Genomic DNA, 18,276 nt, shown 5'->3' on the forward strand with positions numbered 1-18,276 from the left:
ACGTGCGTACGCTCTGTGCATCGACCCTGATCGGCGAGTTCTTCGTGATCGGCTTCGCCGGTCTGGTCGCCATGAAGTCGGACGACGTCTCCATGACGGCGGTCTGGACGGTCTGCGGCATCCTGATGCTGGTGTCGCTGCTGCTGTGCGGCATGATCACCCGGCCGGGCGGAATCCAGCTCGGCTGGGCGCTGCAGGTCGCGCTGATCGCCAGTGGGTTCGTGGTGCCGACGATGTTCTTCCTCGGCGCCCTCTTCGCCGGTCTGTGGTGGGCGTCCGTCCACTTCGGCCGCAAGGTCGACGAGGCGAAGGCGAAGTGGGCCGCGCAGGCGGACGCGGGGGCCGGGGCCCCGTAGGCGGCAAGGGCGGTCCCGGGGCCCGGGGCGGGTGACGCCCCGGGCGTCACACCCGGTAATCTCGCCCCAACCGCACACTTCCTGGCCTGCAAGGAGCCGCACACCATGACTCAGCGCACCCTCGTCCTTCTCAAGCCGGACACTGTCCGTCGCGGACTCGTGGGCGAGGTCATCGGCCGCATCGAACGCAAGGCCGACTGGAAGATCGCCGCGCTGGAGCTGCGGCAGCTGGACCGCGCCACCCTGGAGCAGCACTACGGCGAGCACGTCGGCCGGCCGTTCTACGAGCCGCTGGTGGAGTTCATGCTCTCCGGTCCGGTCGTCGCGATGGTCGTCGACGGTGAGCGGGTCATCGAGGGCGTACGCCAACTGGCCGGTCCCACGGACCCGATCGCGGCCGCTCCCGGGTCCATTCGGGGCGACTTCGGCACAATCGTCCGGGAGAATCTGATCCACGCTTCGGACTCCGAGGAGTCCGCCATTCGGGAACTGAAGCTTTTCTTCCCCGGCCTTTCCTGACAGCGCCTCAGCCGAAGCGGGCCGAAGGGCCTTCCGGGCGATCTTTTCCGGGTCGTGGGCTCTCGACAGCGCGGTCCGGAAGGGCCCGGTCACTTGCCCTCTCCCCGTAGCCGCCGGGGCCTGGCCCCTGCTCCGCGCCGCCGGACGGATCCCCGCAGATAGCCCGTACAGGGCCTTGCCCTGGGGCGACCGATGGAATTTCGGTCGCCCTTCGGCATACGCACGGGCATTGCGGGAACGCATCGCCCCAACGCATCGTCACCATAAACAAGAGGTGGACCACCGCGCGGTGTCGCTGCAGGCGGCACTACGATGTAAGCCTCCACGCCACACGCACCCACCTCGCCATCCTGAAAAGCCGTCAACGCTTCGATTTGGGAAGGCCAGACGCATCCTCATGGGGAACAACATGTCGTTCATCGGCCGTGACATGGCTGTCGACCTCGGGACCGCCAACACGCTGGTGTACGTCAGAGGCCGGGGGATCGTTCTCAACGAGCCGTCCGTCGTCGCCATCAACACCAACACGGGCGGCATTCTCGCGGTCGGCGCCGAGGCGAAGAAGATGATCGGCCGGACGCCGGGCAACATCGTTGCCGTCCGGCCGCTGAAGGACGGCGTGATCGCCGACTTCGAGATCACCGAGCGGATGCTCCGCTACTTCATCCTGAAGATCCACAAGCGCCGGTACCTCGCCCGGCCCCGTGTCGTCGTCTGTGTGCCCTCCGGGATCACGGGAGTCGAGCGCCGCGCGGTCATCGAGGCGTCGACGCAGGCGGGTGCGCGGCAGGTCCACATCATCGAAGAGCCCATGGCCGCCGCCATCGGCTCCGGACTCCCCGTCCACGAGGCCACCGGCAACATGGTCGTGGACATCGGCGGCGGCACCACGGAGGTCGCCGTGATCTCGCTCGGAGGAATCGTCACGGCACAGTCCATCCGTGTCGCCGGCGACGAGCTGGACAACGCGATCATCCAGCACATCAAGAAGGAGTACTCGCTCCTCCTCGGTGAGCGGACCGCCGAGAACATCAAGATCACCATCGGCTCCGCGTACGACATGGACAAGGACGAGCACACCGAGATCCGCGGCCGCGACCTGGTGTCCGGGCTGCCCAAGACCGTGGTCATCTCCGCCGCCGAGGTCCGCAAGGCCATCGAGGAGCCGGTCAACGCGATCGTCGACGCGGTGAAGACCACGCTCGACAAGTGCCCGCCCGAGCTGTCCGGCGACGTCATGGACCGCGGCATCGTCCTCACCGGCGGCGGCGCGCTGCTGCGCGGACTGGACGAGCGGCTGCGCCGCGAGACGGGCATGCCGATCCACATCGCGGAGAACCCGCTGGACTCGGTGGCGCTCGGGTCCGGCAAGTGCGTCGAGGAATTCGAGGCGCTCCAGCAGGTGCTGGACTCCCAGCCGCGTCGTTAGACGATCGGGCCGGGCCGTCCGACGGCCCGGCCATGCGCCGTACGGGGGTCGGCAGGCCACCACTCGGGGTCCTTCCCGCGCCGATGCGGGGGGAGGATCGTTGCTCCACACGACACGACCATTCCTACGAGGAAGGCACGGCCGCCGCACGTGAGGGACACAAAGGAGAGCCGGCTGCTCCTGGTGCTGCTGATCGCCATCGCTTTCGCCTTGATCACGGTGGACATCCGCGGCGGTGAGGAGTCACCGGTCGACGGTGCCCGACGGGCCGCGGCGTCGGTCTTCGGCCCCGTCGAGAACGGTGTCGCGGCGGCCGTCGATCCGGTCGGCAACGCGATCGGGGCGGTCCGGGACTCCGGTGACCGCCACGACCGCATCAAGCAGCTCCAGCTGGAGAACGCCCAGCTCAAGCAGCGGCTCGGCAGCGACGAGCGCAAAGAGAGCAGACTGCGCCAGCTGGACGGCCTGATCAGGACGGCCGCCGCCGGCCAGTACGGCATCAAGGGCGCGGAGGTCATCGCCATAGGAGCGGCCCAGGGCTTCTCCTGGACGGTGACCATCGACATCGGCTCCGACGACGGCATCCAGCGCGACATGACCGTCATCAACAACGACGGACTCGTCGGCCGGGTGACCACCGTCGGCCCGCGCACCTCGACCGTGCTGCTCGCCAACGACCCCGACTTCACCGTCGGCACCCGTATGGAGAAGACCGACGAGCTGGGCTTCGCGACCGGCCAGGGCGACCGGCCACTGCTGGTCCAGCTTCTCAACGGCAAGTCCAAGGTCAAGAAGGGCGACCGGCTCGTCACCTTCGGCTCGCAGGCCAACAAGCCTTTCGTGCCGGGCGTCCCGGTCGGCGAGGTCGTCCGCGTGGATCCCGCCCGCGGCGACCTCACCCGCAACGTCTATGTGCGGCCGTACGTCGGCTTCAGCAAGCTCGACATCATCGGTGTCGTCGTCCAGGCCCCGCGCAGCGATCCGCGCGACACGGTCCTGCCGTCGAAGCCGGTCGCGCCGGAGCCCACGCCCACGGTCACCGTGACGGTCACCCCGGGTGCGATCCCGCCGGAGGGTGAAGGCCAGGCACAGGGCGACGGCCAGGCGCAGGGCGACGGTCTGCCGCAGGACGGCGGCCTTGATCCCGGCGCGGGTGACGGCGGCGACGCCACAGGCCAGAACGACGACCAGTAGGAGCTGATCCGTCATGCGTTTCAACCGGATGCTGCTCTCCACGGCGCTGGTCGTGGTCGCCCTCGTCCTCCAGGTCTCGGTCCTCTCCCGACTCCAGCTGCCCGGCGCTGTGCCCGATCTGGTGCTGCTCACCGTGCTCGGACTGGCGATGGTGTACGGGCATGTGGCCGGCGCGTTCGTCGGCTTCGGCGCGGGTCTGCTCGCCGACCTCGCCCCGCCCGCCGACCACGCCGCCGGCCGCTACGCCCTCGTCCTGTGCGTCATCGGCTATCTCGCCGGTCTGGTCCGCCCGGAGAACGGCAAGCCGCTGCGGTCGGCCACCGGCCCCATGTCCGTGGTCGTCGCGGCGGCCGTCGGCTCCACGCTGCTGTACGCGCTCGTCGGCGCCCTGGTGGGCGACGACGCGGCCCGCCATGTGGGCCTGGCGAGCCTGCTGTTCACGGCCGTGATCTACGACCTGATCCTCGCGCCGTTCACGGTCCCGCTGATCATGTGGCTCGCCAGACGCAGCGACAACGATCCGCTCGCCGAGAGCCAGAGCCCGGGCGGCACCGACGTGGCCGCGGGCTGGCTCTCGTCCGGCACGGGACTGCGCATCGGCAGCCGGCGCGGCGGCCTGCGGCTCAGGGCAGCGAAGACACGCGCCGCGCGGGCCGGACGCATCAAGGGAGTCAAGCGACTGTGACCGAGGGGGCAGCAGCGTGAGCAACATTCCGGAGACGGGGCGGACCGCCCGGGTCCAGATCCGGCTCGTCATCATCCAGGTACTCGTCTTCTCCCTCCTCTTCACCCTCGGTGGCCGGCTCTGGTACCTCCAGATCCGCAACGGCGAGGAGTACACCGACGAGGCGAAGAGCAACCATGTGCAGCGGGTCGTCCAGCCCGCGATCCGGGGCTCGATCCTCGACGCCCGCGGCGTGCCGCTCGCCGACAACGAGACCCGCCTCGTAGTCTCCGCCTCCCGCACCGAACTGATGAAGATGAAGGACGACGGGAAGGCCGTCCTCACCCGGCTCGCCGGCGTCCTCGGCATGAAGCCGAAGGACGTCATCGACAAGGTCCGGCTCTGCGACTCCAAGACGCCCCAGCCCTGCTGGAACGGCTCCCCGTACCAGCCGATCCCGGTCACCGACGAGGCCACCACCCAGCAGGCGCTGCAGATCCGCGAACAGGCGGAGGACTTCCCCGGCATCACCGCGGAGCCCACCGCCGTCCGCCGCTACCCGGCGCCCGCCAAGGCGCGGACCGCGCAGGTGCTCGGCTATCTGTCCCCCGTCACCGACGAGGAGATCCAGAAGGCCAAGGACAGCGCCTCGCCGTATCTGCGTTCCGACCAGGTCGGCCGCAGCGGCCTGGAGCGCAACTACGACAAGGAACTGCGCGGCAAGGCGGGGGTCACGTCCTACGAGGTGGACAAGCTCGGCCGGGTCATGGGGCAGACCGAGGCGGACCCGGGCGTGCCCGGTTCGCACCTTGTGACCAGCATCGACGCCCGCGTCCAGGCCGTCGCCGAGCACGAGCTGTACCAGGCCATGAAGAAGGTACGGGGGGAGACCGACAAGGTCACCGGCCGCCCGTACGAGGCCGATGCGGGCGCCGTCGTCGTCATGGAGGCCAAGACCGGCCGGGTCGTCGCCATGGCCTCCCAGCCCGACTACGACCCCAACGCGTGGGTCGGCGGCATCTCCGCCAAGGACTACGCCAAGCTCACCGGCAAGGAGTCCAACTACCCCCTGCTGAACAGGGCGACCCAGGGCCAGGCGCCCGCGGGCTCCGTCTTCAAGGTGGTCTCGGCGAGCGCCGCCGTGCGGGCCGGCTACCCCTTCGACGACCTCTACAACTGCAGCAGCTCCTACAGCATGGGCAACCGGAGCTTCGCCAACTTCGAGTCCCAGGGGCACGGACCCATCACCCTCGGCGACGCCCTCAAGTACTCCTGCAACACCGTCTTCTACCGTCTCGGCCACCAGGAGTGGCAGCGCGACGGCGGTCTCAAGCCCAAGAAGAACCCCAACGACTGGTTCTACCGGACCGCCCGTGACTTCGGATTCGGCGCCGAGACCGGCATCGACCTCCCGAACGAGGTCAAGGGCCGCATCCCCGACCGTCAGTGGAAGCAGGCCTTCTGGGAGGCGAACAAGGACTCCTGGTGCAAGCAGGGCAAGAAGGGGGGCACCTATGTCGAGCAGATCGCCTATGAGAGCTGTCTCGAAGGCAACCAGCTGAAGGCCTTCGACAGCATCAACTTCGCCATCGGCCAGGGCGACGTGCTCATCACGCCCATCCAGCTGGCCACCGCCTACGCCGCCATCAGCAACGGCGGCACCCTCTACAACCCCACCATCGGCAAGGCCGTGATCAGCCCCGACGGCAAGAAGATCGAGGAGATCAAGCCGGAGTCCCACGGCAGGCTGCCGGTGGACGCCCGGACCATCAAGGACCTCGACAAGGGCCTGCGTTCCGTCGTCGGACCCGGCGGCACCGCCTCCTGGAGGTTCGGCGGCTGGCCGCAGGACAAGATCCCGATGCGGGCCAAGACCGGTACCGCGCAGGTCTACGGCAAGCAGACCACCTCGTGGTTCGCCACCTACACCGACGAATACACAGTCGTCATGACGATCTCCCAGGGCGGCACCGGCTCCGGCGCCTCCGGTCCCGCGGTGCGCAACATCTACGAAGCGATGTACGGCCTGGACGAGGAGGGCAACCAGGACCTGAAGAGGGCCCTGCTCCCCAAGCCGCAGAAGAAGCTGCCCAAGATCCTGCCGGACGGCTCGATCGAGACCCCGGAGATCAAGCCCTACGTGCCCCCGAAGCCGAAGGACACCGAACAACTGCTCGCGGGCTCACCCGCGCGGAGGGACTGAGCCATGACCACCGGTGGCTTCTCCGTCTCCGGCTACGGGCCGGAGCGCGGCGGGATCTGGAGCCGGCTCAGCGCCCGTGACTCGGTGGTGCGCAGGCTCGACTGGCCGATCCTGTTCTCCTCCGTCGCGCTCTCCCTGCTCGGCGCGCTGCTCGTGTGGTCCGCGACCCGCGGACGCACCGAACTCAACCAGGGCGACCCGTACTACTTCCTGGTGCGGCACCTGCTCAACACCGGCATCGGCGTGGCGCTGATGATCGGCACCATCTGGCTCGGACACCGCACCCTGCGCGGCGCGGTGCCCGTCCTGTACGGGCTGTCCGTGGTGCTCGTGCTGCTCGTCCTCACCCCGCTGGGCGCCACCATCAACGGGGCGCACGCGTGGATCCAGCTCGGCGGCGGATTCTCCCTGCAGCCCTCCGAGTTCGTGAAGATCACGATCATCCTCGGGATGGCGATGCTGCTCGCCGCCCGGGTCGACGCCGGCGACCAGGCGTATCCCGACCACCGCACCGTCGCCAAGTCCCTCGGGATCGCCGTCATTCCGATGGTGATCGTCATGATGATGCCGGACCTCGGCTCGGTCATGGTCATGGTGGTGATCGTCCTCGGCATACTGCTCGCCTCCGGCGCGTCCAACCGCTGGGTCTTCGGTCTCATCGGCGCCGGCGCGGCGGGCGCGGTGGCGGTCACCGCGCTCGGACTGCTCGACGAGTACCAGCTCAACCGCTTCGCCGCCTTCGCCAACCCCGAACTGGACCCGTCCGGCGTCGGTTACAACACCAACCAGGCGCGGATCGCGATCGGCTCCGGCGGACTGTACGGCGAGGGCCTGTTCAACGGCCACCAGACCACGGGCCAGTTCGTGCCCGAGCAGCAGACCGACTTCATCTTCACCGTCGCCGGGGAGGAACTCGGCTTCCTGGGAGCCGGGCTGATCATCTTCCTGCTGGGTGTGGTGCTGTGGCGCGCCTGCCGGATCGCACGCGAGACGACGGAGCTGTACGGCACGATCGTGGCCGCCGGGATAATCGCCTGGTTCGCCTTCCAGTCCTTCGAGAACATCGGCATGACCCTCGGCATCATGCCGGTCGCCGGCCTGCCGCTGCCGTTCGTCTCTTACGGAGGCACGTCGATGTTCGCGGTGTGGATCGCGATCGGGTTGCTCCAGTCGATCCGGGTCCAGCGCCCCATAAGCGCGTAACCCCCGGGCGGGCGCCGTCTCCGGGCCCGGCCGGCACCGTTCCGGCCGGGCCCGGAGGGCTGCCGCTCGGGGACACGGCGGGCTAGATTCAGGGGATGGCGGACACCAAGCGCGAGATCGAGCGTAAGTACGAAGCCACCCCCGACACCCCGCTGCCCGACCTGAGAGAAGTGCCCGGCGTGGCCGACGTCGTGGGCCAGGGGGTCGCCGAGCTCGACGCCGTGTACTACGACACGGCCGACCTGCGGCTGGCCGCCGCGTCCGTCACCCTGCGCCGCAGAACCGGCGGCGCGGACGCCGGATGGCATCTCAAGCTGCCGGTGTCGCCCGGGGTACGGGACGAGATCACCGCGCCCCTTTCCGACGAGGTCCCGGCCGGACTCGCCGCCCTGGTGCGGGCGTACGCACGGGGCGAGGAGCTCGTCCCCATGATGCGGCTGCTGTCGTCCCGGGACGTGCACCATCTCGTCGACGCAGACAGCGCGCTCCTCGCCGAACTCAGCCGGGACGCCGTGGTCGCGGAGCGGCTCCACGGCGGGGACGGCACCGCCCAGTGGGACGAGATCGAGGTGGAGCTGGCGGACGGCGGCGACCCGGCCTTCCTGGACGCCGTCGACAAACGGCTCCGCAAGGCCAAGGTGCGCGCGGCCGCCGCCCCCTCGAAACTCGCCAGGGCGCTCACCGAGACCGGGGCGGGTCCGGCGCGCCCGTCCGAGCCGCCCAGGGCGCGCACCGCCGGGGACCATGTCCTCGCGTACGTGGGCGAGCAGACGGCCGCGATCGTCGCGTACGACCCCGGTGTGCGGCGCGACATGCCCGACGCCGTGCACCGGATGAGGGTCGCGACGCGGCGGCTGCGCAGTGCGCTGCGGACGTACCGCAAGGTCCTCGGCCGGCATGCCACGCAGCCGGTGATCGACGAGCTCAAGTGGCTCGCGGGAGAGCTGGGCGTGGCCCGTGACCAGGAGGTGCTCGCCGAGCGGCTGCACAGCAGGGTCGACGCCGTACCGGTGACGCTGCTGCTGGGCCCGGTCGCCGCACGGCTGCGGCAGTGGTCCGTCCAGGGGGCGGTGGAGGCGCGCAGAACCGCCGTCGCCGCGCTCGACAGCGACCGCTACCTGGCGCTCCTCGACGCGCTGGACGCGCTGCGCGCCGACCCGCCGCTGCTGAAGGCCGCGGCACACGCGCCCGAGGGCGTCCTCGCCGCGGCGGTGCTGAAGGAGTACGGCCGGCTGGCCGACCGCATGGACATGGCGCTGTCGCTGCCCGTGGGCGACGAGCGGGACCTCGCCATGCACGACGCCCGCAAGGCAGCCAAGCGCGCACGGTACGCGGCCGAGGTGGCGCGGCCCGCCCTCGGCAAGGCGGCGAAGCGCTTCGGCAAGCGGATGAAGGCGGTGCAGCAGGTCCTCGGCGACCACCAGGACAGCGTGGTCGCACGCGAGGCACTGCGGGACCTCGCGGTCCGGGCCGACGCGGCGGGTGAGAACGCCTTCGTCTGGGGGCTGCTCTACGGCCGGGAGGAGGCCCGCGCCGGGGCGCGGGAGACGGAGCTACCCGGGGTCTGGGCAGCGGCGTCGGCCCCGGAAATCCGGGCGGCGCTCGACGGCTGAGGGTGCGGGTACGCTTGAGAATCGCCCCCTTGTCAGCCCAGATAGGTTTCCATGTCTGCCGAGTCGGTCTTCCCACAGCTCGAAGCGCTGCTTCCGCATGTGCAGAAGCCCATCCAGTACGTCGGCGGTGAGCTCAACTCCACCGTCAAGCCCTGGGAGTCCTGCGACGTCCGCTGGGCCCTCATGTACCCGGACGCCTACGAGGTCGGTCTGCCCAACCAGGGCGTCATGATCCTCTACGAGGTGCTGAACGAGCGCGAGGGCGTGCTCGCGGAGCGCACGTACAGCGTGTGGCCGGACCTCGAGGAGCTGATGCGCGAGCACAAGGTGCCGCAGTTCACCGTGGACAGCCACCGGCCCGTCGGCGCGTTCGACGTGTTCGGCCTCAGCTTCTCCACCGAGCTCGGCTACACCAACATGCTCACGGCCCTCGATCTCGCGGGCATCCCGCTGGAGTCGAAGGACCGCACGGTCGACCATCCGATCGTGCTGGCCGGCGGGCACGCCGCGTTCAACCCCGAGCCGATCGCGGACTTCATCGACTGCGCGGTCATCGGCGACGGCGAGCAGGCCGTGCTCGACATGACCGCGATCATCCGCGCCTGGAAGGCCGAGGGCCGCCCGGGCGGGCGCGAGGAAGTCCTCTTCCGCCTCGCGAAGACCGGCAACGTGTACGTGCCGCGCTTCTACGACGTGGAGTACCTTCCCGACGGCCGCATCGGCCGCGTCGTGCCCAACAAGTCGGGCGTGCCGTGGCGGGTGTCCAAGCACACCGTCATGGACCTCGACGAGTGGCCCTACCCGAAGCAGCCGCTGGTCCCGCTCGCGGAGACCGTCCACGAGCGGATGTCCGTCGAGATCTTCCGCGGCTGCACCCGCGGCTGCCGTTTCTGCCAGGCCGGCATGATCACGCGCCCCGTGCGGGAGCGAAGCATCACCGGCATCGGCGACATGGTCGACAAGGGTCTCAAGGCGACCGGCTTCGAGGAGGTCGGCCTGCTGTCGCTGTCCTCCGCGGACCACAGCGAGATCGGCGACATCGCGAAGGGCCTCGCGGACCGGTACGAAGAGGACAAGATCGGCCTCTCACTGCCCTCGACCCGCGTCGACGCGTTCAACGTCGACCTGGCCAACGAGCTGACCAGGAACGGGCGCCGCTCGGGCCTGACCTTCGCCCCCGAAGGCGGCTCCGAGCGCCTGCGCAAGGTCATCAACAAGATGGTCTCCGAAGAGGACCTGATCCGTACGGTCTCCACCGCGTACGGCAACGGCTGGCGTCAGGTGAAGCTGTACTTCATGTGCGGTCTGCCCACCGAGACCGACGAGGACGTCCTCCAGATCGGCGACATGGCGGTCAAGGTCATCGCCGAGGGCCGCAAGGTCTCCGGGCAGAACGACATCCGCTGCACCGTGTCCATCGGCGGCTTCGTGCCCAAGCCGCACACGCCGTTCCAGTGGGCGCCGCAGCTGAGCGCCGAGGAGACCGACGCGCGGCTGGAGAAGCTGCGCGACAAGATCCGCGCCGACAAGAAGTACGGCCGGTCGATCGGCTTCCGCTACCACGACGGCAAGCCCGGCATCGTCGAGGGCCTGCTCTCGCGCGGTGACCGCCGCATCGGCGCGGTCATCCGCGCCGTCTACGAGGACGGCGGCCGCTTCGACGGCTGGCGTGAGCACTTCTCGTACGACCGCTGGATGGCGTGCGCCGCCAAGACGCTGCCGGACTTCGGCGTCGACGTCGACTGGTACACGACGCGTGAGCGTTCGTACGAGGAAGTCCTGCCGTGGGACCACCTGGACTCCGGTCTCGACAAGGACTGGCTCTGGGAGGACTGGCAGGACGCGCTCGACGAGACCGAGGTCGAGGACTGCCGCTGGACGCCGTGCTTCGACTGCGGCGTCTGCCCGCAGATGGACACGCAGATCCAGATCGGCCCGACGGGCAAGAAGCTGCTTCCGCTGACCGTCGTCAAGTAGCGCCCGCCACCCGGCTCGGGGGACGGCCCGGCCGCAGGGAGACCTGTGGCCGGGCCGTCGTCCGTTTCGCGACAATGGGACCGTGCCGCAGCTCATCGCCCCTCATACCCGGGTCCACGCCTCGTTCCTCGACGCGCTGGCGGAGTTCGCCGCGGACGGGACCGAGGCTCATGTCGTACACCCGCACGAGGTCGCGGAGTTCGGCGACATCTGGCACCGGCCGGACGGCTTCGCCGGCTATGTCGCACGGCTGCGGGCGGAGGCCCTCGAGGACGGCCCGCGGCCCGAGCACTGGGTGCCGCACACCGTGCTCTGGTACGTCGACGGCGACACCTTCCTCGGCCGGCTCTCCATACGGCACCGGCTCTCACCGATCCTGCTCGAGTTCGGCGGCCACATCGGCTACGCCGTGCGGCCCGGCGCCAGACGGCAGGGACACGCCACGGCGATGCTGCGCGACGCCCTGCCGCACGCCCGGCGGCTCGGGCTCGGATCCGTCCTGCTCACCTGCGACCACGACAACGTCGGATCGCGCCGGGTCATCGAGGCGAACGGTGGTGCGTTCGAGGACCGGCGGGGCGAAAAGCGCAGGTACTGGATCCGAACAGACCTCTGACGCGTCCTTGCTGACATGGACTCGGAGAAGCCGTCGCAGGCGACCGTGGAGCAGCGCCACGGTGCGTACCCCGCACCGCGGGGGTACGAGCCGGGTGACGGCTGCCTCGCGCAGGTCATCCGCGTTCCGGTGCGCGTCGTGGTGGTGCTCGTCGTCATCCCCGTACGGATGATGTGGGACGTCCTCGCGCTCTGCGGCCGGGCCGTGGAGCGGGTGCTGCTGAGGCCGTTGGGGCGAGGGCTGGCGTGGGTCTCCGAGAAGGTGATCACTCCCGTCGCGCTCGCCGTGGCCCGGCTGGCGGTCGTCGTCGGCAAGGCGTTGTTCTACTGGCCGTGGGTGGGGCTGTGGCGGTATGTGGTGGTGCCGGTGGTGCGGTACGGGCTGGTGGTGCCGGTGGTGTGGGTGTACCGGCAGTTGCTCACTCCGCTGGGGCACGGTCTCGCCTGGCTGGTCAGGACGCTGCTCGTCGCTCCCGTGGTCTGGCTGTACCGGTACGTCCTCGCCCCCGTCGGCCGGGAGATCGCGGCGGCGGTGGGCGTGGCCTGGCGCATCGCCGGATACGTCTCCCGCGCGATCGGCCGGGGACTGAAGTGGCTCGCGTGGCACCTGGTGGGCCGCCCGGTGCGCTGGGCCTACCGCGAGGTGTGCACTCCGGTCGGACACTTCGTGCGCGACGCGATGTGGCGACCGGTCGCCGAGGCCGCCGTGCAGGCGGGCCGGGCGGCCCGGGCGGCGCTCGCGACGGCCCGCGAAACCGTGCGTCAGGCACGGCGCGACGCCTGGCGGGCGCTGATCGGCGCGCCCCGCCATCAGCGGCCGCTGGCGGGTACGGCCGCTCAGGCGCGTAACCTGGGTGGCAGACAACAAGCACAGACCGTTCCCGGCGCGGCGGCCGAACCCGAGATCTCCCTGCGGAAGCAGGGGTGAACCGGTCCGGCCCCGGGGAGCACCCCACACGTTGAGGGCGGCGCGCCACCCGCGCCCGCTCCACACCGAGGAGAAGAACCACTGGGCAAGCGACAGCCCGAAGGCCCGCCGCCCGCACCTGCGGTGCAGCGCATCCGACTGCGCTACACCAAGCGCGGCCGCCTCCGGTTCACCAGCCACCGCGACTTCCAGCGCGCCTTCGAGCGGGCGCTGCGCCGCGCCGAGGTACCCATGGCGTACTCGGCCGGCTTCACCCCGCACCCGAAGGTGTCGTACGCCAATGCCGCACCCACCGGCACGGGCAGCGAGGCCGAATTCCTGGAGATCGCCCTCACCGACCACCGCGACCCGGACAAGCTGCGCGAGCTGCTCGACGAGTCGCTGCCGGCCGGTCTTGACATCACCGACGCCGTCGAGGCCCGTGTTCCGGGGCTCGCCGACCGGCTCACCGCCTCCGTGTGGGAGCTGCGTCTGGAGGGTGTCGAGCCCCGGGACGCCGAGAGTGCCGTGGCCGCCTTCCTCGCCGCCGAGACCGTCGAGGTCCAGCGGAAGACGAAGAACGGCATGCGCACGTTCGACGCCCGTGGCGCCGTGGCCGGCCTCCATGCGGGTCCCGCGGCGTCCGATAGGAGCGGGGACGGGCCCTGTGCGATACTGCGCCTGGTTGTTCGGCACGTGACACCTGCCGTACGACCCGACGACGTCCTGTCCGGTCTCCGAGCTGTGGCCGACCTGGCGCCGCCGGTCCCCGCAGCGGTGACCAGGCTGGCGCAGGGGCTCTTCGACGAGGAGTCCGGCACGGTGACCGACCCGCTCGCGCCCGACCGCGAGGCAGCCCCGGCCGCTACACCCACGGCCGCCGGGACCGCTTCTGCGACGGCGCCGGAAGGTCCCGCCGCGTAAGGACGGTCGTCGTAGCGCGGCTCTTGCACTCGGGAGCCACCAGGGTCGGGCCGCGCGAAGACACAGGAGACTTTCGCCAGGCCGTACGTACATCGCGTACGGAACCGGCGAGCCAGACATCAGCTCCCGTGCGGCGCCCGCGCCCCGGACGGCGGCACCGCGCACATGACGCGGGCCGCGGCCGGACCGGATTCAGGCGCGGCGCCCGGGAGCGTGACGGGAGAACCCCCGCATGCTCGAGCCGAACGAAACCGGCACCGCCGGTAACAACGAGAAGAACGAAGACAACAACAACAGCCCCAGCGACACGCTGCCGCCGCGCCGCAGGCGCCGCGCCGCGTCGCGTCCGGCGGGCGCGCCGAAGGCGGTCGAGACCGCGGAGGGCGTCGACCAGCTGCAGGCCGCCGAGGCCGTGATTCCGGCCGTGGCCGCCGTGGGCGCCGTGGTGGAAGCCTCCGACGAGGCTGCCGAAGAGGCGACGCCCGCAGAGCCGGAGGCCGCCGAGGCGGCACAGGTGGCGCAGGCCGTGACCGACGCGCCCCGTGCACGTCGTCGTGCGACCCGTAAGGCCACGGCTCCGGCCGGTTCGCCGCAGGCGGCTGAGGGCGCTGAGTCGGATGCCGGTGAGGCTGTGGAGGCCGAGGCTGCTGAGGCTCCGGCGCCGCGGCGTCGTCGTCGTGCGTCCGCTGCCGCCGGTGCGCCGGCTGCTGCTGAGGCCGAGGCGTCCGGGGTGGTCGCGGAGGCGGCTGCCGAGGAGGTGCCCGCGCCGCGTACGCGTCGTCGTGCGACCCGTAAGGCGACGGCTGCGGCCGGTTCGCCGCAGGCGGCTGAGGGCGCTGAGTCGGATGCCGGTGAGGCTGTGGAGGCCGAGGCTGCTGAGGCTCCGGCGCCGCGGCGTCGTCGTCGTGCGTCCGCTCCCGCGGGTGCGCCGGCTGCTGCTGAGGCCGAGGCGTCCGGGGTGGTCGCGGAGGCGGCTGCCGAGGAGGTGCCCGCGCCGCGTACGCGTCGTCGTGCGACCCGTAAGGCGACGGCTCCGGCCGGCGAGCCGAACGTGACCGAGGCCCCCGGCGACGAAGCCGAGCCCGCCGAAGCGGCGGCCGAAGAGGCCCCCGCGCCCGCCACGACGGAGAGCGCCGCCCCCCGCCGCGCCCGTCGCCGTGCGTCCGCCCCGGCCGGTGCGCCGAAGGCCGTCGAGGCCGAGACCGTCGAGCCCGAGGTCGAGGCCGACGAGGAGGAGGCCGCCGTGGCCGCTGTCAGCGAGGAGCCCGAGGCCGCAGCCGACGAGGAGACGCCCGCGCGTCGCCGTACGCGGCGACGTGCCTCCGCGCCCGCCGGCGCCCGCAGGGCCGGCGCCGCAGAGGAGCCCAGGCCCGCCGAGGCCGAGGCCGTCGAGGCCCAGGCCGACGAGGAGGAGGCGCCCGCGCCGCGCACCCGCCGCCGGGCCGTCCGTAAGGCCACCGCTGCCGCAGGCGCGCCCAGGGCGGCCGAGGAGGAGACGGCGGACGCGGGCGAGAGCCTGCCCGAGAGCGCCGTCGCCCAGATCGCCGCCGAAGGCGCAGAGGTCGAGGCCGCCGAGAAGGCCGCGACCCGGGGCCGCACGCGCCGCCGTGCCGTGTCGCCCCAGTTCACCGCGCAGCAGGCCGAGGAGACCGAGGAGAAGGCCGCCAAGGGCGGTCGCGCCGGCCGCCCGGCCGTACCGACCTTCCGTGCGCCCGTGTTCACCGAGCCGATGTTCCAGACCCCGGAGACGGCCGCCGCGGCTGCCGCCGCCGAGAGCGGTCCGGAGCCGCAGGAGGAAGAGGAGCCCGCCGTGGAGGCGGCCGCCCCCGAGCCCGCGGGCCGTCGTCGGCGCCGCCGTCGTGGCGAGCCCGCGGAGCCCGTCGAGGCGCCCGTGGCCGAGGCCGCCCCGGCCGAGGACGAGACCGAGACGGAGCCCGAGCCCGAGCAGGCGGAGGCCGCCGAGGGCGAGGAGCAGGACGAGTACGAGGACCGCCCCTCGCGCCGTCGCCGCCGTGGAGGCCGTCGCCGTCGCCGTGGTGAGGCCGCAGAGGCCGACGAGAACGCGGACGAGCGGGGCGACGAGACCGGCGCCGAGACCGAGGCCGCCCACGACGAGGGCGACGAGGAGGACGAGGACGAGACCGGCACCCCGTCCGCCGCCGGCACCAGCAGCACCCGTCGCCGCCGCCGTCGTCGCCGTCGCGGTGGCGACGGTGGCGCCGCGGAGGGCGAGACGGGCGCCGACGACCCCGAGCACACGGTCGTCAAGGTCCGCGAACCCCGCAAGAAGGAGGAGCTCGGCACCGGCGCGGACGAGGTCCAGTCCATCAAGGGCTCGACCCGTCTCGAGGCGAAGAAGCAGCGCCGCCGCGAAGGCCGCGAGCAGGGCCGCCGCCGGGTGCCGATCATCACCGAGGCCGAGTTCCTGGCGCGCCGCGAGGCCGTCGAGCGTGTGATGGTCGTCCGCCAGAGCGGCGAGCGCACCCAGATCGGCGTCCTCGAGGACAACGTGCTCGTCGAGCACTACGTCAACAAGGAGCAGGCCACCAGCTACGTCGGCAACGTCTACCTGGGCAAGGTCCAGAACGTGCTGCCGTCCATGGAGGCGGCGTTCGTCGACATCGGCAAGGGCCGCAACGCGGTCCTGTACGCCGGTGAGGTGAACTTCGAGGCCCTGGGCATGGCGGGCGGCCCCCGCCGTATCGAGGCCGCCCTCAAGTCCGGCCAGTCGGTCCTGGTCCAGGTGACCAAGGACCCGATCGGCCACAAGGGCGCCCGCCTCACCAGCCAGGTGTCCCTGCCCGGCCGCTACCTGGTCTACGTGCCCGAGGGCTCGATGACCGGCATCAGCCGCAAGCTGCCCGACACTGAGCGCGCACGGCTGAAGACCATCCTCAAGAAGATCGTCCCCGAGGACGCGGGCGTCATCGTGCGCACGGCCGCCGAGGGCGCGAGCGAGGACGAGCTGCGCCGCGACGTCGAGCGTCTGCAGGCCCAGTGGGAGGACATCCAGAAGAAGGCCAAGGGCGGCGGCAGCTCGAACGCGCCTTCGCTGCTCTACGGCGAGCCGGACATGACCGTCCGTGTCGTCCGCGACATCTTCAACGAGGACTTCACCAAGGTCGTCGTCAGCGGTGACGAGGCGTGGGAGACCATCCACGGCTACGTCGCGCACGTGGCGCCCGACCTCGCGGACCGGCTGCAGCGCTGGACCAGCGAGACCGACGTCTTCGCCGTCCACCGGATCGACGAGCAGCTGATGAAGGCGCTGGACCGCAAGGTCTGGCTGCCGAGCGGCGGTTCGCTGGTGATCGACAAGACCGAGGCCATGGTCGTGGTCGACGTCAACACCGGCAAGTTCACCGGCCAGGGCGGCAACCTCGAGGAGACCGTCACCAGGAACAACCTGGAGGCGGCCGAGGAGATCGTGCGTCAGCTCCGGCTGCGCGACCTGGGCGGCATCGTCGTCGTCGACTTCATCGACATGGTGCTGGAGTCCAACCGGGACCTGGTCATGCGCCGGCTCCTGGAGTGCCTGGGCCGCGACCGGACCAAGCACCAGGTCGCCGAGGTGACGTCGCTGGGCCTGGTCCAGATGACCCGCAAGCGGGTCGGTCAGGGGCTGCTGGAGTCCTTCTCCGAGACCTGCGTCCACTGCAACGGCCGCGGCGTGATCGTGCACATGGAGCAGCCGACGTCGGTCGGCGGCGGTGGCGGCAAGCGCGCGAAGAAGCGCGGCCGTGGCGGCGCGCAGGAGCAGGCGGAGCCGCAGCCGGAGACCACCGGCACCGAGACCGAGACTGAGACCGAGGTCGCCGCCGAGGTGGCGGAGCCGGTGGCACTCGCCGAGCCCGAGTTCATCCCGGACGAGGAGCTGTACAGCAGCGCGGCGGAGGCCGAGGCGGCAGCCACCCGCGGCCGTGGCCGCCGCCGGGCCACCCGCAAGGTGTCCGCCCCGGCCGGCGCGCCCAGGGCCGCGGAGCCGCAGCGGCCCGCGGAGCGGGCCGTGGAGCCGCAGGCCGAGGTCCCCGCGCCCGCGGAGGCCGAGCCGGCCGCGCCGGCGGAGGAGGCGGCCCCCACGGGCCGTACCCGCCGCCGCGCGACGCGGAAGGCGTCCGCTCCGGCGGGCCCGCCCGTGACGTCCGAGCCGACCGTCGTGGAGACGACCGTCACCGCGCCGGCCGAGCCGCAGCCCGAGCCCGCGGAGGCGGCCCCCGCCCCCGCCGCCGAGGAGACGCCGGCCGCGGCGCCGCCGCGTGCGCGCCGCCGGGTGACCCGCAAGGTGACGGCTCCGGCCGGTTCGCCGTCGGGCGCCGAGGAGGCCGCAGTCGTCGTGGTCGAATCGGAGCCGAAGGCGGCAGCGCCTGAGGACGTGGCCGCGAAGGCCGACGAGACCGGAACCGAGGCCGAGACCGCCGCCGAGGCCCCGGCGGCCAAGAAGGCGGCCCGCAAGACCGCCAAGAAGGCCACGGCGAAAAAGGCGGCGGCGAAGAAGACGACCACCGCCAAGAAGACGGCTGCGAAGAAGACGACGGCGAAGAAGGCTTCCAAGAAGACCGTCGCCGCCGAGCAGACGTCCGCCCCGGGCGTCTCGTCCACCGCGTCGGACGAGTAGGGCGGGGCAGCACGACACGGTCGGCGGTGGGTCTCCCGAGGGGAGGCCCACCGCCGG

At 71.5% G+C, this 18,276-nt stretch carries 13 protein-coding genes; all 13 read left to right on the forward strand.

The genetic code is table 11. The features are described from left to right. The first annotated feature begins 2 nt into the window (after window positions 1–2). The 13 genes from ACFYOP_RS01775 (at window position 3) to ACFYOP_RS01835 (ending at window position 18,219) form a co-directional block, all read left to right on the forward strand. Window positions 3–356, forward strand: coding sequence for a DUF4233 domain-containing protein (locus ACFYOP_RS01775; protein ID WP_356889814.1), 354 nt, complete (start codon window positions 3–5; stop codon window positions 354–356). Window positions 357–461: 105 nt separating this feature from the next. Beyond that, window positions 462–875: a nucleoside-diphosphate kinase gene (gene ndk / locus ACFYOP_RS01780; RefSeq protein ID WP_356889816.1), complete on the forward strand. Its 414-nt coding sequence runs from the start codon at window positions 462–464 to the stop codon at window positions 873–875. A gap of 409 nt (window positions 876–1,284) precedes the next feature. Then, window positions 1,285–2,304, forward strand: coding sequence for a rod shape-determining protein (locus ACFYOP_RS01785; protein ID WP_356890243.1), 1,020 nt, complete (start codon window positions 1,285–1,287; stop codon window positions 2,302–2,304). A gap of 150 nt (window positions 2,305–2,454) precedes the next feature. Next, the gene (gene mreC, locus ACFYOP_RS01790) at window positions 2,455–3,498 is read left to right on the forward strand and encodes a rod shape-determining protein MreC (protein ID WP_356889818.1); all 1,044 of its coding nucleotides are present in this window, start codon (window positions 2,455–2,457) and stop codon (window positions 3,496–3,498) included. A 13-nt stretch (window positions 3,499–3,511) separates the two neighbouring features. Then, window positions 3,512–4,183, forward strand: coding sequence for a rod shape-determining protein MreD (gene mreD / locus ACFYOP_RS01795; RefSeq protein ID WP_356889820.1), 672 nt, complete (start codon window positions 3,512–3,514; stop codon window positions 4,181–4,183). Window positions 4,184–4,199: 16 nt separating this feature from the next. Further along, on the forward strand, window positions 4,200–6,365 hold the full coding sequence (mrdA, locus tag ACFYOP_RS01800; RefSeq protein WP_356889822.1) for a penicillin-binding protein 2: 2,166 nt from the start codon (window positions 4,200–4,202) through the stop codon (window positions 6,363–6,365). A gap of 3 nt (window positions 6,366–6,368) precedes the next feature. Then, complete coding sequence (rodA, locus tag ACFYOP_RS01805; protein WP_356889824.1) at window positions 6,369–7,568, forward strand: rod shape-determining protein RodA; 1,200 nt, start codon at window positions 6,369–6,371, stop codon at window positions 7,566–7,568. A 95-nt stretch (window positions 7,569–7,663) separates the two neighbouring features. Beyond that, on the forward strand, window positions 7,664–9,181 hold the full coding sequence (locus tag ACFYOP_RS01810) for a CYTH and CHAD domain-containing protein (RefSeq protein WP_356889826.1): 1,518 nt from the start codon (window positions 7,664–7,666) through the stop codon (window positions 9,179–9,181). 51 nt (window positions 9,182–9,232) lie between these two features. Beyond that, entirely contained in the window at window positions 9,233–11,158 is a 1,926-nt protein-coding gene (locus ACFYOP_RS01815) for a TIGR03960 family B12-binding radical SAM protein (RefSeq protein WP_356889828.1), read from the forward strand. Between the two features lie 82 nt (window positions 11,159–11,240). After that, window positions 11,241–11,774 carry a GNAT family N-acetyltransferase gene (locus ACFYOP_RS01820; RefSeq protein ID WP_356889830.1) on the forward strand — a complete coding sequence of 178 codons (534 nt, stop codon included), beginning with the start codon at window positions 11,241–11,243 and terminating at the stop codon, window positions 11,772–11,774. A gap of 15 nt (window positions 11,775–11,789) precedes the next feature. Continuing rightward, window positions 11,790–12,701: a hypothetical protein gene (locus ACFYOP_RS01825; protein ID WP_356889832.1), complete on the forward strand. Its 912-nt coding sequence runs from the start codon at window positions 11,790–11,792 to the stop codon at window positions 12,699–12,701. 123 nt (window positions 12,702–12,824) lie between these two features. Further along, window positions 12,825–13,604, forward strand: a complete 780-nt coding sequence (locus tag ACFYOP_RS01830; RefSeq protein ID WP_356889834.1) for a TIGR03936 family radical SAM-associated protein — start codon at window positions 12,825–12,827, stop codon at window positions 13,602–13,604. Window positions 13,605–13,836: 232 nt separating this feature from the next. After that, on the forward strand, window positions 13,837–18,219 hold the full coding sequence (locus ACFYOP_RS01835; RefSeq protein WP_356889836.1) for an Rne/Rng family ribonuclease: 4,383 nt from the start codon (window positions 13,837–13,839) through the stop codon (window positions 18,217–18,219). Window positions 18,220–18,276 lie beyond the last annotated feature (57 nt).

This window comes from Streptomyces sp. NPDC006294 (assembly GCF_042870895.1).
Taxonomy (GTDB): Bacteria; Actinomycetota; Actinomycetes; order Streptomycetales; family Streptomycetaceae; genus Streptomyces.